General features: G+C 67.3%; 14 protein-coding genes. 4 read left to right on the plus strand and 10 right to left on the minus strand.

What is annotated here, in order from left to right; all coding sequences use genetic code 11:
- Position 1: 1 nt before the first annotated feature.
- Complete coding sequence (locus ACFQZV_RS10055) at positions 2-766, minus strand: SDR family oxidoreductase (RefSeq protein ID WP_378749126.1); 765 nt, start codon at positions 764-766, stop codon at positions 2-4.
- Positions 767-944: 178 nt separating this feature from the next.
- Here ACFQZV_RS10055 and ACFQZV_RS10060 point away from each other — a divergent pair, with 178 nt between their 5' ends.
- The 4 genes from ACFQZV_RS10060 (at position 945) to ACFQZV_RS10075 (ending at position 3,820) form a co-directional block, all read left to right on the plus strand.
- The gene (locus tag ACFQZV_RS10060) at positions 945-1,436 is read left to right on the plus strand and encodes an NfeD family protein (protein WP_378749128.1); all 492 of its coding nucleotides are present in this window, start codon (positions 945-947) and stop codon (positions 1,434-1,436) included.
- Complete coding sequence (locus tag ACFQZV_RS10065) at positions 1,429-2,520, plus strand: SPFH domain-containing protein (RefSeq protein ID WP_378749130.1); 1,092 nt, start codon at positions 1,429-1,431, stop codon at positions 2,518-2,520. Before ACFQZV_RS10060 ends, ACFQZV_RS10065 begins: the two co-directional genes overlap by 8 nt.
- Positions 2,510-3,301 (plus strand): glycerophosphodiester phosphodiesterase family protein, encoded by a 792-nt coding sequence (locus ACFQZV_RS10070; protein WP_378749132.1) that lies wholly within the window; start codon positions 2,510-2,512, stop codon positions 3,299-3,301. Before ACFQZV_RS10065 ends, ACFQZV_RS10070 begins: the two co-directional genes overlap by 11 nt.
- A 135-nt stretch (positions 3,302-3,436) precedes the next feature.
- Positions 3,437-3,820, plus strand: coding sequence for an RNA polymerase-binding protein RbpA (locus tag ACFQZV_RS10075; RefSeq protein WP_378749134.1), 384 nt, complete (start codon positions 3,437-3,439; stop codon positions 3,818-3,820).
- A gap of 3 nt (positions 3,821-3,823) precedes the next feature.
- Here ACFQZV_RS10075 and lnt read toward each other — a convergent pair whose 3' ends face one another.
- The 9 genes from lnt to ACFQZV_RS10120 form a co-directional block, all read right to left on the minus strand.
- Positions 3,824-5,398 carry an apolipoprotein N-acyltransferase gene (gene lnt, locus ACFQZV_RS10080; protein ID WP_378749136.1) on the minus strand — a complete coding sequence of 525 codons (1,575 nt, stop codon included), beginning with the start codon at positions 5,396-5,398 and terminating at the stop codon, positions 3,824-3,826.
- A 47-nt stretch (positions 5,399-5,445) separates the two neighbouring features.
- On the minus strand, positions 5,446-7,926 hold the full coding sequence (locus tag ACFQZV_RS10085) for a DEAD/DEAH box helicase (protein ID WP_378749138.1): 2,481 nt from the start codon (positions 7,924-7,926) through the stop codon (positions 5,446-5,448).
- A complete protein-coding gene (tatC, locus tag ACFQZV_RS10090) occupies positions 7,923-8,681 on the minus strand; it encodes a twin-arginine translocase subunit TatC (protein WP_378749140.1) in 759 nt (252 codons plus the stop codon). Before tatC ends, ACFQZV_RS10085 begins: the two co-directional genes overlap by 4 nt.
- A 67-nt stretch (positions 8,682-8,748) precedes the next feature.
- On the minus strand, positions 8,749-8,991 hold the full coding sequence (gene tatA / locus ACFQZV_RS10095) for a Sec-independent protein translocase subunit TatA (protein WP_378749143.1): 243 nt from the start codon (positions 8,989-8,991) through the stop codon (positions 8,749-8,751).
- Between the two features lie 76 nt (positions 8,992-9,067).
- Positions 9,068-10,033: a helix-turn-helix transcriptional regulator gene (locus ACFQZV_RS10100; RefSeq protein WP_378749145.1), complete on the minus strand. Its 966-nt coding sequence runs from the start codon at positions 10,031-10,033 to the stop codon at positions 9,068-9,070.
- Positions 10,030-11,025, minus strand: a complete 996-nt coding sequence (locus ACFQZV_RS10105; protein ID WP_378749147.1) for a helix-turn-helix transcriptional regulator — start codon at positions 11,023-11,025, stop codon at positions 10,030-10,032. The genes ACFQZV_RS10100 and ACFQZV_RS10105 overlap by 4 nt, the downstream gene beginning before the upstream one ends.
- Positions 11,026-11,044: 19 nt before the next feature.
- Positions 11,045-11,977 carry a hypothetical protein gene (locus ACFQZV_RS10110; RefSeq protein ID WP_378749148.1) on the minus strand — a complete coding sequence of 311 codons (933 nt, stop codon included), beginning with the start codon at positions 11,975-11,977 and terminating at the stop codon, positions 11,045-11,047.
- A gap of 9 nt (positions 11,978-11,986) precedes the next feature.
- Positions 11,987-12,985: a tRNA (adenine-N1)-methyltransferase gene (locus ACFQZV_RS10115; RefSeq protein WP_378749150.1), complete on the minus strand. Its 999-nt coding sequence runs from the start codon at positions 12,983-12,985 to the stop codon at positions 11,987-11,989.
- The gene (locus tag ACFQZV_RS10120) at positions 12,982-13,665 is read right to left on the minus strand and encodes an HAD family hydrolase (protein ID WP_378749152.1); all 684 of its coding nucleotides are present in this window, start codon (positions 13,663-13,665) and stop codon (positions 12,982-12,984) included. The genes ACFQZV_RS10115 and ACFQZV_RS10120 overlap by 4 nt, the downstream gene beginning before the upstream one ends.
- Positions 13,666-13,691 lie beyond the last annotated feature (26 nt).

The following is a 13,691-nucleotide window of genomic DNA, read 5'->3' on the forward strand; positions in this document are numbered from 1 at the left end:
GTCACTCCCCCGCGAACGAACTCGTGTCGCCGATCAGCCGGGTGTTGTCCGCCGGTACCGGCTCGACCGCGGCCCCGGCGACCTCCGCCGCGAACTCCGACACGTTGTAGAGCCGACCCGCCGACTCCCGGCGCGCCGAGATCGCTCCGGGGTTGGCGCGTTCGAGCAGGGTGGCGGTGATGGTGCCCTCGATCATGTCGCCGGAGACGACCACGAAGCCGATCCCACGGTCGTCGAGATCGCCGATCTGCGCACGCAACGCGTCTTCTCCCGCGCGCTTGGACAGGGCGACCGGTTCATACTCGGGCATCGTCGGCGTCGTGCGGATGAAGTGAGCCTGATGGCTCGTGACGAAGACGACGCGTGATCCTGAACCGAGAAGCGGAAGCGCAGCGTTCAACACGCGGACCTGCGCGTCGCGGTTGAGTGCGAGAGCATAATCTTCGGCCATGCCCGCCTCCATGCCGCCGGACGCGTTGAGCACGAGGATGTCCAGCGAGCCGAACGTCTGCTCGACCTCGGCGAACATCCGCTGAACCGACGTCTCATCGGTGAGGTCCGCGCCGACCACGAGCACCTCGACTCCGAGCCCCCGCAGTTCAGCTGCGAGCTTCTCGGCCCGGGGCGCCTTGTTGCGGTAGTTGATGACGACATTGGCGCCTGCCTCGGCGAGATAGCGCACGGTGTCAGCGCCGATCCCGCGCGAGGATCCCGTCACGAGCGCGGTCTTGCCGCTCAGCGACGCGGGTTCGAGGATCTGGGTCATGGTGAGGCTCCTGAGGGTGGTCCGTCGGCGCGACGCGCGGCGCCGGGTCGACCATATCAATCGGGCCACGCGACGAGGCGCCCGAGCCAGCCTGGCGGGCCCGTCGGGTATCGGCGGCGGGGGCGACCGTGTCGCTCGCGCTTGCTACAGTTCGATCAGGCCCAGCAAAGGAGTGGACATGCTCCCCGATCTCACCCAGTACCTCTGGATCATCTGGCTGGTGCTCGCACTCCTGTTCGTGATCGTCGAGCTGATCACCCTCGAGTTCACCTTCCTCATGCTCGCCGGCGGCACTCTCCTCGGTGGCCTGGGTGTGTATCTGCTCGGCGGCCCCTGGTGGCTGCAGATCGGCATGGCCGCAGCGTTGTCGGCCCTGCTCCTGTTCACGATCCGCCCGCTGCTTCTTCGGCTCCTGCGCCGCGGGAGGGAACCTGCGAAGACGAACGTCGACGCCTTGTACGGGATGGGCGCGCGCGTGACAAGCCCTTTCGTCGACGAGTACGGCGCCGTCAGACTCGACAACGGAGAGACGTGGACGGCGAAGATCGCCGAGGGTACGACCGACGTCCCGCCACCCGGAGCCCGCGTCACGGTCGTCGCAGTGCTCGGAGCCACGGTGGAGGTCGCTGATCCGGCCGCCGCCCCAGAAAGGAGTCCGGACGATGGTTGACATCGGCGCGTTCATCGGCCAAATCTTCATCATCGTGCTGTTGGTGGTGCTGGCGGTCTTCGTGATCGTCGTGGTGTTCCGATCGATCCGGATCATTCCTCAGGCCTACTCCGGTGTCGTCGAACGACTCGGTCGGTACCAGCGGACACTCTCCCCCGGTCTCAACCTGCTCGTCCCGTTCATCGACCGGCTCCGCCCCCTCGTCGACATGCGAGAACAGGTCGTCTCGTTTCCGCCGCAGCCGGTCATCACCGAAGACAACCTCGTCGTATCGATCGACACGGTCGTCTATTTCCAGGTCACCGACGCGCGCGCAGCGACGTACGAGATCGCGAACTATCTCAGCGCCGTCGAACAACTCACCACCACCACCCTGCGCAACGTCGTCGGCGGGCTGAACCTCGAAGAGGCACTCACCAGCCGGGATGAGATCAACGGTCAGCTTCGCGTCGTTCTCGACGAAGCGACCGGCAAGTGGGGGCTTCGCGTCTCGCGCGTCGAGCTCAAGGCCATCGATCCCCCGCATTCCATTCAGGATTCGATGGAAAAGCAGATGCGCGCCGAACGCGACCGCCGCGCCGCCATCCTCACCGCGGAGGGGTCGAAGCAGTCACAGATCCTCGAAGCCGAAGGCCGACGTCAGGCCGAAATCCTTCGTGCCGAGGGTGACAAGCAAGCCGCTGTCCTCCGTGCGCAGGGTGAGTCCGAAGCCATCGAGATGGTCTTCAACGCCATCCACGTCGGCGAGCCAGACCAGAAGCTGCTCGCCTACCAATACCTGCAGACCCTCCCCAAGATCGCCGAGAGCGCGTCGAGCAAGCTCTGGATCATCCCGAGCGAACTCACCGAGGCGCTGCAGGGAATCGGCGACGCCTTCGGCGGACGGGTGAAGGGTGGGGACGACGCGGAATCGTCTCCCCCGCGCACGTCGACCCCGCGCGCGCCGCGGACATCAGCATCGGCGGGTACAGCCACCGACGCCGCGGTCGCGGCCGCACGCGAAGCGGCATCTGCCGCCGACAACATCGCCAGCGAAGCCCGGGCTGTCACGCCCGATCCCGAGCGACGACGACGTGACAGCTGACCGGCACCCGTTCTTCTCCGCCGCCGCGCCGCGGGTTCTCGCACACCGGGGTTTGGTCTCTGAGCCCGACGCGTCGGACGGCATTGCCGAGAACACGGTCGCGGCCGTCGCCGCCGCGCAGGCGATCGGGATCGACATCGTCGAGTCCGACTGCCACCTCACCTCCGATGGTCACGTCGTGTTGTTCCACGACGACGATCTGGTTCGGGTCGCGGATGATCCGCGCAGGGTGGACGCGGTGTCGCTCGCCGAGCTCGAGAGTCTCATGGCCGACAAGGGCGGACTTCTCACGCTCGCGCAGGCACTTGAGACGTTTCCGACGCTCCGTTTCAACCTCGACGTGAAGTCCGAGCAGGTCGCCGACCCGCTGGGGCGGCTCATCGCTCCCGCGGCGGACCGAGTGCTCGTCGCAAGCTTCTCCGACGCCCGCCGGCGGCGCGCTCTCGCAGCCGCCCACGATGCCGGTGCGACGCTGAGACCCGCGACCTCTGCGGGGACGACGACGATCACGAAGGTCCTCGCCGCGATCGCCATCGGCGCACGGAGCCTCGCCCAGCGTGCGCTGAGAGGGATCGATGCCCTTCAGGTCCCCGAACGCCAGCGTGGAATACCGATCGTGACACCGCGGTTGCTGTCCATGGCGCACAGCGTCGGCGTCGAGGTTCATGTGTGGACGATCAATGATCCATCCGACATGAGAAGACTCGTCGACGCGGGCGTGGACGGCATCGTGACCGACCGAGGCGACCTCGCGGTCGAACTTTTTCCGCGCGGTCGCTGAGCGATTCGGCCGTCGTTTCGCGCGGTCCACCGCGCCCCGCTGAGCATCGACTGTGAATGCGCGTCTGGGGTGTGGGTTCGCATGTTCCACACAGGTCACAGCGCTATACCTGATAACCGTCGAGAGGAGCACACAATGGCAGATCGCAGCCTTCGCGGCATCCGACTCGGCGCCCAGAGCCTACAAAGCGAAGAGGGCGTCGTGTTTCATGAGCGCGCACACCACACCTACCACTGCACGTCCTGCGGACGTGACACCACCATGATCTTCGCCGCGGACGCGGAGGTCCCCGACGCATGGGAATGCCGCACCTGCGGCGCCGAGGCGCTGTTGCGCATCGGCACCGGCACGGCGACAGTCGACCACTCGGGCGACAAGACCCCGCGCTCGCATTGGGACATGCTTCTCGAGCGTCGCACCCTCCCCGAGCTCGAAGAGCTCCTCGAGGAGCGCCTCGCGTTCGTCCGCGCCCGTCGCGGCGCCGGTGACGACGTCACGGTCGACAAGCTCAGCGCCTGATCCTCACGATTCGCGCACGGCGTCGGTTTCTTCGGGAGCCGGCGCCGTTCTCGTGCGCCGACGCACCGAGGTCACCACGTCGAGGCCCACGAGGACGAGCAGGCTCCCCCATCCGAGGATGAGCTGGACGACCGGACCGATGAGAACGGCAGGCGTGAGTCCCGTACGCAACGGGACCTCGGTGAGCATGTGCCCGGCCTCTCCCGCCGGAAGCCCGTCGAGCGTTGTGCCGTCCGGTGCGATGACCTGACTCGTACCGACGGTCGAGAGGTTCACGACCGACCGGCCCGTCTCGATCGCACGCATCCGGGCGAACGCGAGCTGCTGCAGGTTCTCGTCGGTGTCGCGGAAGTCCGCGTTGTTGGTCTGGAAGACGTACAGCTCCGCGCCGTCGCGCGCCCCCTCCCAGATCACATCGTCATAGATCACGTCGAAACAGATCGCCAGGCCGACACCGACACCGTCGACGTTGAAGAACGGCGGGTTCGATCCAGGCGTGTACTCGCGCTGGATGAGGCCGATCAGGTCGGGCACGATCGCCTCGAAGAACCATCGGTCCGGAACGTACTCCCCCATCGGCACCGGGTTCGCTTTGTCATGCAGCTGCACGGCGCCCTCGCCGGCGATCCAGAGCATCGACGTGTTGAACACATCGTCACCGCGCGCGGTGGCGGCGTTGACGATGAGCGGGGCATCCACCTCGGTCGCCAGTCGATTGAGGATCGCCGCGGTCGAATCTTGCGCGAGCGGGTCGGAATCGATTCCTCCCTCGGGCCACACGAGCACATCGAGGTCTTCCCCGAAGAGCGGGACGGATGCAGCCAGCTGCGCGTTCAGCACGGCGTTGCGCTCGCGTTCGTCGAAGTACCCCGACGGGCCGTTTCCCTGCACGGAGCCCACACGCCATTCGCCGATGTCGGTGGTCGGGAACGCCGGTGTCACCAGAAGGATGACGGCGGTCGCAGCGGCGGGGATGCCGGTTCGAAGATCACGTATCCGCCCCAGGCGAGCCCATTCGATGACGGCCGCAGTGAACGCGACCATCAGGAACGTCAGCCCGGTGACGCCGACCCACGATGCGATGTGGGCGAGCGGACTCTCGGACTGACTCATTCCGATGCGCCCCCAGGGGAAACCCGTGTACGGCCACGACCCCATGAACAGCTCTCTCGCCGTCCACAGGCCCGCCACCAGGGCCGGTACGGCGATCAGCTGTACCCACGGGCCCGGCCAGAGCCGCGGCATCCATCGGTAGGCGAGCGATAAGGGGATGGCCCCCAACCCCATGAAGAGGGTTTCGATCCCAGCAAGGCCGAACCACGGGATGACCCCGAGGTACCGCGTGATCCACATGATGTGGATCAGATAGAACGAGGCCCCGAAGACGAGCCCGACCAGCAGCGCGCTCCATGCTCCGCGGCCGATGAGAGACACGAGCGAAAGCCCGACACCGACGAAAGCGAGGGGCCACCACCCCACCGAGGGATAGGCGAGATCGAGGATCGCCCCGCCTGCCGCGGCAGCGAGCACGGCCGCCCAGAGCGGGAGCAACGGTCGAGGGCGGGCAGCAACGGACACCCGAAAAGCCTAGGCGACCGTCACCGGGCGTTCGCCCATCTTGATGGTCACACAGACGAGTACGCGACGATGCCGCGGCGAATGGCATCGAGCGCTTTCCGCGCGGTGATCGCGACACCCGCGTCGGCGACGAGGGACAACTGATCGAGAAGGTCTATGGTCTGCTTGGCCCACCGCACGAAGTCGCCCGCTGCCATGTCGGCGTCGTCGAGGACGAGGTCCAACGGCATCCCTCTTGCCCACGCGTACATGGCTCCCGAGAGACTCGTCGAGACCGGCTCCGATCCGGGAAGGTGATTGGCGCGCTCGAGGTCGTCGAGGCGTTGCCAGAGCTCCTGGGTGGCCTCCAGCGCGGGACGGAACGCTCCGCGGGGCAATCCGCGCGGACCTGGTCCGGTGTCATCTCGGCGCGGCTCATAGACGAGGGCACACGCGAGCGCGGCGAGGGAAGCAGCATCCAGGTCCGCCCACAAGCCCGTCCGCAGTGCTTCCGCGACGAGCAGATCGCGCTCCCCGTAGATCCGGCGCATGGTACGACCGGCGGGAGTGAGCGTCGTCGTGCCGTTGGAGTCGACCACGACGTAGTCCAATTCGTCGAGCACATCCACGACACGGTCGAACACCCGGGCGACCGCGCCGGTACGCGCATCGATCTGACGACGGATCTTGTCGGTCTGCCGCTTGAGCTTCCAGTACCGCTCGGCCCACCGCGCGTGAGTCTCGCGGTCGGGGCATCCGTGCGCCGGATGTCGCTGCATGCGCTTGCGCAGGCTGCTGATCTGACGCTGCCGTCGGTCGCGGGTGGCGCGCGTCGCGTTGGCGTCCTTGCGGTTCTGCTTCTCGAGGTCGCTGAGTTCGCGGCGGATGCCGGAATACTCCTCGAAGTCGCCGCGGTCGCAGGTCATCGCACTGCGGTATCCCGACAGCGATTCCTCTTGCTCGCGCACCTGCCGCGCGAGCCCGACGACCGCCCGGTCGGCCTGGAACTGGGCGAACGACGACTCGAGGATCTCGCGCGCGCGGGCGCGTCCGAACCGATCGATCAGGTTCACCGCCATGTTGTACGTCGGGCGGAAACTCGAGTTCAACGGATAGGTTCGGCGCGAGGCCAGGGCGGCGACGGCTTGCGGATCCAGGCCCTCGGTCCACTGGACGACCGCATGGCCCTCGACGTCGATGCCACGGCGACCGGCGCGGCCGGTGAGTTGGGTGTACTCCCCCGAGGTGATGGCGACGCGCGCTTCGCCGTTGAACTTCTCCAGCTTCTCGAGGACGACCGTTCGCGCCGGCATGTTGATCCCCAACGCGAGCGTCTCCGTCGCGAAGACGACTTTCACGAGCTTGCGGCGGAACAGCTCCTCGACGACTTCCTTGAACGCCGGGAGCAGACCCGCGTGATGGGAAGCGATCCCGCGTTCCAGGTTGTCTCGCCAGAGGTCGTAGCCGAGCACGTCCCGGTCCTCGTCGAGGAGAGTGCGCGTGCGATCCTCGACGATCCCCCGGATCTGCCGACGCTCATCGGGTGTCGTCAGTCGTACACCGCTACGCCGCACCTGCTGGACCGCGGCATCGCATCCGGCCCGGCTGAAGATGAAGAAGATCGCCGGCAGCAGGTGGGCACGACCGAGCAGCTCGACGACCTGGGGGCGATCCAGCCGTTCGACGCGCTGCGCGTTCGCGGCCCGCACAGGGCGCTTGCCGCCACGGTGGGGGCGACGGGACCCGGCGCCGTATCCCCCGGAAGATCGGAATTCCCGGGCGCGGCGGTCGTTCTCGAACGCGGGCCCTTTGAACGACCGTAGGCGCATGAGTTCTTGATTGACCTGAGCCGTGGCGATGCCGGCGCGGTCATCGAACAACGGCAGGAGGTCACCACGGACGAGGACGTGCTGTTCGAGCGGCACCGGGCGCGTCTCGGAGACGATGACCGCGGTGTCTCCCCGCACGGTGTCGAGCCAGTCACCGAACTCTTCGGCATTCGAGACGGTGGCCGACAGCGACACCAGCCGGACCGCCGACGGCAGATGGATGATGATCTCTTCCCACACTGCACCCCGGAATCGATCGGCGAGGTAATGCACCTCGTCCATGACGACGAAGCGCAGTCCCCGCAGCGCCGACGAGTCGGCGTAGATCATGTTGCGCAGGACCTCTGTGGTCATCACGACGATGCGGGCATTGCCGTTGATGTTCGTGTCGCCGGTGAGCAGGCCGACCTGATCGGCGCCGTAGACCTCTTGGAGTTCGCGGAATTTCTGGTTCGACAGCGCCTTGATGGGCGTCGTGTAGAACGCCTTGTCGTGAGGCTCGCGCATCGCCAAGTGGATCGCGAACTCACCGACCACTGTCTTTCCCGCGCCCGTGGGCGCAGCAACCAGCACGCTACGGCCCTCTTCGAGCGCCTGGCATCCCGCAATCTGGAAAGGGTCGAGGTCGAATCGCTGCATCGCCGCGAAGTCGCCGGTGAGCGGATGCGCCGCCGCGTTGCGTGCGAGAGCGAACCGTTCGGCCGGGGTCGGTTCCGTCACAGCGGAGTTCCCGTGGCAGAACGCCGCTCCCGCCGCGTTCGGCGCCAGTCGAACAGCATCGACAGCCCCGCCGCGATGACGAAGAGCAGCGTCATGATCCCGGCGAGGATGAACGTCGATGCGACATCGGCCGGTGGCGTGGCGAGAGCAGCGAAAACGACCGAGACGATGATCGCCACGCGCCACCCCTTGAGGATGTCGCGTCCCGAGATGACGCCGGCGAGATTCAGGGCGACGAGGAAGACCGGCAGCACGTACGCGACCCCGACGAACAGGAGCAGCTTGAAGACGAAGTCGTAGTAGTAGGTCGCTTCGTAGAACGCCGCGGCGCCCTCGGGGACGAACTCTGCCATGAGCCGCACGATGTTCGGCATGACCCACAGCCCCGTCGCGCATCCGGCGAAGAAAAGGGGGATGGCGGCGAGCACGAAACCGACCGTGTAGCGGATCTCGCGCTTCGTCAGGCCCGGGACGAGGAACGCCCAGGCCTGCCAGATCCACACGGGTGCCGAAAGCAGAATGCCGATGGCCAGCGCCATCCGCAGACGCAGATCGAAGCCCGAGGTCACCGTGCTGAACATCAGCTCGACGGCCGAGTCTTCACCGCGGGACTCCGCGATGAGGCGGATCGGCTCGGTGATCAGATAGATCACCGGATCGGTCAGGAAGAACGCTCCGATCATCGCCACAACCAGCGCGATCGCAGCGATCATCAGTCGCTTGCGCAACTCGACCAGGTGCTGGCCGAGCGACATGCGCCTCTCTCGCCGCGGCGAGCCGGGATCGTCGACGCGCCGCGGTCCCGTCGTCACCACCGTGGGCTCAGGTCGTGGATGAGGCGTTGCCTCGTGAATCGGACGTGGGCGCCTCGGCGTTCGGCGCCGTCGCCCCCTCCGCGTCCGCATCCTTCGCGGTCGTGTCGTCGTCCTTCATCGCCTTCATCTCGCCCTTGAACACTCGGGCGGACTGTCCCATGCTCTTGGCGAGCGCCGGAAGCTTCGCGGCGCCGAAGAGCAGCAGGATCACCAAGAGGATGAGGAGCCACTGCCAGCCTTGGATTCCCATTTTCGTCCTTCCGACGGCCTCGTGTCAGTGTAACCCGGATGCCGACCGATGGCGGGCACACGGCGTGGCGGAGGGGTCAGCCGTAGAGCGCGAGCCCGGCGCGGGCCCAGTCGACGGCAGCCCGGCGCGCTCCCTCGGGTGCCAGGATCTCGACCTGTCCGCCCAGCCGCACGACGATACGGCGAAGACTGAGCTCGTCGGCGACGCGCATGACCGCGGTCGTGATCCCACCAGCAGAGGACACCTCCGCGCGCTCGAGATAGTCCCCGAGGAGCGTGGCGACGTCGTCGGCGAACCGCAACCGCACCACGACCTCACCGTCGGCTGCAGAGTCGAACCACTCGGGCACCGATTCCCGGGCGTGCGTGACGGCGACATCGGTCAGCGCCAGATCACTCACGCGGTCGAGGTGGAAGGTACGCATCGCCTGGCGCAGATGGCACCATCCCTGCAGGTACCACTGACCGTGCGCGATCATGACCGTCACGGGGTCTACCGTGCGCGTGGTGGCGGCTGCCTCAGGCGCCTTGTATGTGAAGCTGACCGCGACGCCGCGGCGCAGTGCTGTCGCGACGAGGTCGCGCGCTGTGTCGACGGGCCCCGGCGCGACGATCACGTCGGCCGGTGCACTCGATGCCCCCCGTGCGAGCTTGGCCAGGAGCCCCGCAAAAACCTCGGTGTCGCCGACGCCCGGGATGGCACGTGCCAGTTGCAGTCCGGACAGCAACGCCGCAGCTTCACGAGCAGTGAGTCGAGGCGCACGTTCGAGCCCCACGGCGTTGGTGATGACGATGCGGTCCTGCTGATCGAGCAGGTCCCAATCGATGTCGAACAGGTCATTGGACATCTGCCAGTAGCCTGCCTCGCCGGGCAAACCGATCACGGTGAGCTTTTCGACCATGGCGCGCATCTGGGCCGGGGTGACGTCGAACTCGGCCGCGGCATCCGCCAAAGAGATCTCACCCTCGCCGAGCAGGAAGGGCACGAGCTGCAGCATCATCGCCGCCCGGTCGGTGGCGACCAGCGGTGGCCGACGGTTCATGCCTCTCCCCCGTTCGTGATGATGGCTGCACGCAGACGAGCGGTGACATGTTCTCGCAGATCGTCGGGCGCGACGACCCGCACCTCCGGGCCGTACGATGCCAGCTCGTCGGCGAGAACGTGGGCGTCGACGAAAGGAACTCTTAGTCCCTGGCCCGCGGGGGTGCCTCGCCGGGCCAACCGGAGCGCGGCCTCCGTCCCCGGCGTGACCTCGACCAGAGCAAAGTTGCGCGAGGCCACCTCGTCGAGCCCCCGCAGCGCACGCTCCCCTGCGCCGACCCGCAGGCTCTCGTCGAACGGTTCCCGCGTGATGTCGACCTCGCCGACGATACGCGACAGCAAGAACGTGCGATCGGCCTCGAGGTCGAGGTCGACACCGTAGACATGCCACCGCGCTTCATACTCGACGAGCGCCAGAGGTTGAAGACGACGACGCCGGGACTGACTGCGTCCCGGCATCAGGTACGAGAACCGCACGACCCGCGACTGCTCGATCGCCTGTTGCAAGGCCACGAAGCTGGATTCTCTCGCGTGCAGTCGCGGAGCGAAGCCGATGATCGGGTCTTCGAGTGGAATACCGAGAGCACGGATCTTGCGCACGCCGCTGCGTGCGTCAGCAGACAGCGAGTTCTCGCTCCATACCCCGCCCGCAAGGGTCAGCAGAGCGAGCTCGGCGGGCGTGAAGGTGATGTCCTCGGGCAACTCGTACTCCGCAGACGGTACCCGGTACCGGGCTTCGCGGAGATCATCGGGGTCAGCCCAATCGCCGATCGTCTCGATCGGGACGCCGAGCTTGCGTAGCGCTTCTTTGTCGCGCTCGAACATCTTCTCGAGCGCATCCTTTGACGCGCCCGCCTCTGATTGTTCCCGATACCCCGACACCGACGCGAGGATGGTGTCTTTCGTCAGCCCCTGCTCGGTGGCCATGAGGGCGACGACCAGGTTGACCAGGCGCTCCTCCGGCGGGAGCTTGGCGGGGGCTGCGGCAGACACCCCCTCATCCTAGAGTCGCCTACTCGGTGACGGCGGGATCGATGCCGAGGATGTCGAGCACGAGGATCGTCGTGGCAGGCACACCGCCCGCCCCCGCCCCGGCGGGCAGGACCACGAGCACCTGAGAGCCGACGGTCTGGCCGGTGAGCGCTTCGGCGAGCACCGGGCTCTCGGCTTCGAGCGAGATCGACGGGGGCTCGCTGTCCCACGTCGACTGGGTCAGTTCTTTCGTGTCCCAGTCGACGGCGACGAAGTGGACACGCACCGGGGCGTCGCCGGTGACGGTGGTGCCGTCGCCCTTCTTGAGGGTCTGAACGACGACGTCGCTCGGCGGCGCCGAGTCGGGCACGATGACGCCGGGGCGCCCGTCGACCGCGCGGACGACCGCCGGCAGAGAATTGTCCGAAACGAAGACGTCGGCCCCGTCTGCCTGGGCCAGGTAGACGTCGCGCACGTCGATCACGGCCACGGCCGACTCATCGGCGGTCATGCCCAGCCCGGCGGCGAACTCCGACGTGATGTCATCGGGCGACAGGGCGACCACGACGCGCGACCCCGCCGTCGCGCAGTGGAGCGCGTCGGGCATCGCGGGCAGAAGCTGCTCGAACGTCGACACCTGGCCGGTCTGCCCCGCGTATTCCCCCAGTACCTCGCCGCTCTGACCGCTGACCAGGGCGAGGTCGAACGCGATCAATTGCCGCTCATCGGTGATGCGCTGCCCGTCGCCGACGACGACGTCGACGGCGGAGGCCTCGTCGGCGTGGAACGGCGTGTAGAGGTCGATCTGCGGCGTGCTGCCGAAGTCGTCCGAGACCGTCACGAGATCAAGTGCCGTGGAGTCGGCGGCGGGGCGGACACACGATGCCTCGGTGGGCGTCGAGCAGCCGGCGAGTCCGACGGCGGCGAGTCCGAGGACGGCGAGGGCAGCGGTTTTCAGCGAGGCAGTGCGCACCACGACAGTTTAGACGGGGTCGTCGGCGCGTCCCGCCGCCAGCCGTGCACCGTCGGCCGCACGCTGCGCCTCACGCACGCGCTTGCGCAGGTTCTTGTCGGTGATCTGACGGTCGCCGACCGCACCGGGAGTCCAGAGCTCGACATCCTCGTCACCGTAGCTCGTCTTCGACGCGCGCCGCTTGACGTCCGGCGGAACCGCGCCCGGGGCTAGCCGGCGCGCCGACAGCAGAAAGCCGGTGTGCGCCACCATGCGGTGGTCCGGACGTACCGCCAGCCCCTCGACGTGCCAGCCGCGCACCATCGTTTCGTTCGCGTCCGGTTCTGTGAACAGACCGGTGTTGCGGATGTACTCGGCGACCCGGCTCAGCTGTGTGGCCGTCGCGACGTAGCAGACCACCACACCACCCGGTGTCAACGCCTCGGCGACCGCGTCGACGCATTCCCACGGTGCGAGCATGTCGAGGACCACACGATCGACCGTGGCGGGCTCCACGGCGCCGGGGAGCTCCTCGACGAGGTCACCCACGACCACGCGCCAATTCTCGGGCTGCTCGCCCAGGAATGTCTCGACGTTGGCGGTCGCGACATCCGCGAAATCCTCGCGCCGTTCGAACGACACCAGGCGACCCTGCTCGCCGATTCCTCGAAGAAGCCACAGCGACAGGGCTCCGGAACCGACGCCGGCTTCCACGACGGTCGCACCCGGGAAGACATCGGCCTGCGCGAGGATCTGCGCGGCATCCTTCGGATACACGATCGCCGCTCCGCGCGGCATCGACATGACGAAGTCCCGCAAGAGAGGGCGTAGGGCGAGGTACTCGTGATCTCCGCTGTTGCGTACCACCGAACCGTCGGGTTGCCCGACGAGCACCGAATGACGCAGCACACCGTGATGTGTGTGGAGCTCACCACCCTCGCGGAGAGTGATCGTGTGGAGTCGGTTCTTCGGTCCGGTCAACTGCACGCGATCGCCGTACCGGAACGGACCGCTCGGGCGTGACGTCATCGGTGGCCTCCCCGGTGATCACGCGCGGTGCGCACGGATGCGAGGTCCGAGACCGTGCGCCCCGCGAGCGTCGGCCACAGTGCGTGGGCGCCGACGCCTTCGAGCGACACCATGTGCGGCACTCCGAGCGAGGCAGCGCCCGACGCGAGCGCCGCTCGGAGACCGTTCGGCGAATCCTCGATCGCGACGGCGTCGGCGACATCGACACCCAACGCCTCACAGGCCTGTAAGTAGGGGTCGGGAAACGGCTTGGGCCGGTTCGCGTCGTCACCGGCGACGATGACGTCGAATGCGTCGAAGTCGATGAGGTCGGCGACCGTCGTGGCCATCCGCCGCATCGACATCGTGACGAGCGCGGTTTTGACCCCCGCCTCTCTGAGCTCGGCGAGCAGCTCGCGCGCCCCCGGCCGCCACGGGATGCCGTCTGTCGCGAATCGGGTCATCACCGCGGAGGTGAGGTGATCGATGATCGCGCCGGTCGACATCCGAACGCCCGCGTGCTGGAACGCGCGGGCGGAGTCCTCCAGTGCCAGCCCGACCAGCTGGAGCGCTTGCTCGTGATCCCACGTGCCGCCGTGGTCCTCGACCAACGCCGTCTCCGCCGTGATCCAGTACGGCTCGCTGTCGACGAGAGTGCCGTCCATGTCCCACAGGACGGCGGAGAGGGGTGGAGAAGTCATCAGGCCATGCTATCGATCGGGTTTCG

Origin of the sequence: Microbacterium koreense (assembly GCF_042677105.1) — a bacterium.
GTDB classification, from domain to species: Bacteria; Actinomycetota; Actinomycetes; order Actinomycetales; family Microbacteriaceae; genus Microbacterium; species Microbacterium koreense.

Excerpts from the sequence above, each read along its gene's own strand:
- ACFQZV_RS10055 (WP_378749126.1), bottom strand. The coding sequence starts at position 766 with ATGACCCAGATCCTCGAACCCGCGTCGCTGAGCGGCAAGACCGCGCTC.
- ACFQZV_RS10060 (WP_378749128.1), top strand. The coding sequence starts at position 945 with ATGCTCCCCGATCTCACCCAGTACCTCTGGATCATCTGGCTGGTGCTC.
- ACFQZV_RS10065 (WP_378749130.1), top strand. The coding sequence starts at position 1,429 with ATGGTTGACATCGGCGCGTTCATCGGCCAAATCTTCATCATCGTGCTG.
- ACFQZV_RS10075 (WP_378749134.1), top strand. The coding sequence starts at position 3,437 with ATGGCAGATCGCAGCCTTCGCGGCATCCGACTCGGCGCCCAGAGCCTA.
- tatC (WP_378749140.1), bottom strand. The coding sequence starts at position 8,681 with ATGTCGCTCGGCCAGCACCTGGTCGAGTTGCGCAAGCGACTGATGATC.
- tatA (WP_378749143.1), bottom strand. The coding sequence starts at position 8,991 with ATGGGAATCCAAGGCTGGCAGTGGCTCCTCATCCTCTTGGTGATCCTG.
- ACFQZV_RS10100 (WP_378749145.1), bottom strand. The coding sequence starts at position 10,033 with ATGAACCGTCGGCCACCGCTGGTCGCCACCGACCGGGCGGCGATGATG.
- ACFQZV_RS10115 (WP_378749150.1), bottom strand. The coding sequence starts at position 12,985 with ATGACGTCACGCCCGAGCGGTCCGTTCCGGTACGGCGATCGCGTGCAG.
- ACFQZV_RS10120 (WP_378749152.1), bottom strand. The coding sequence starts at position 13,665 with ATGACTTCTCCACCCCTCTCCGCCGTCCTGTGGGACATGGACGGCACT.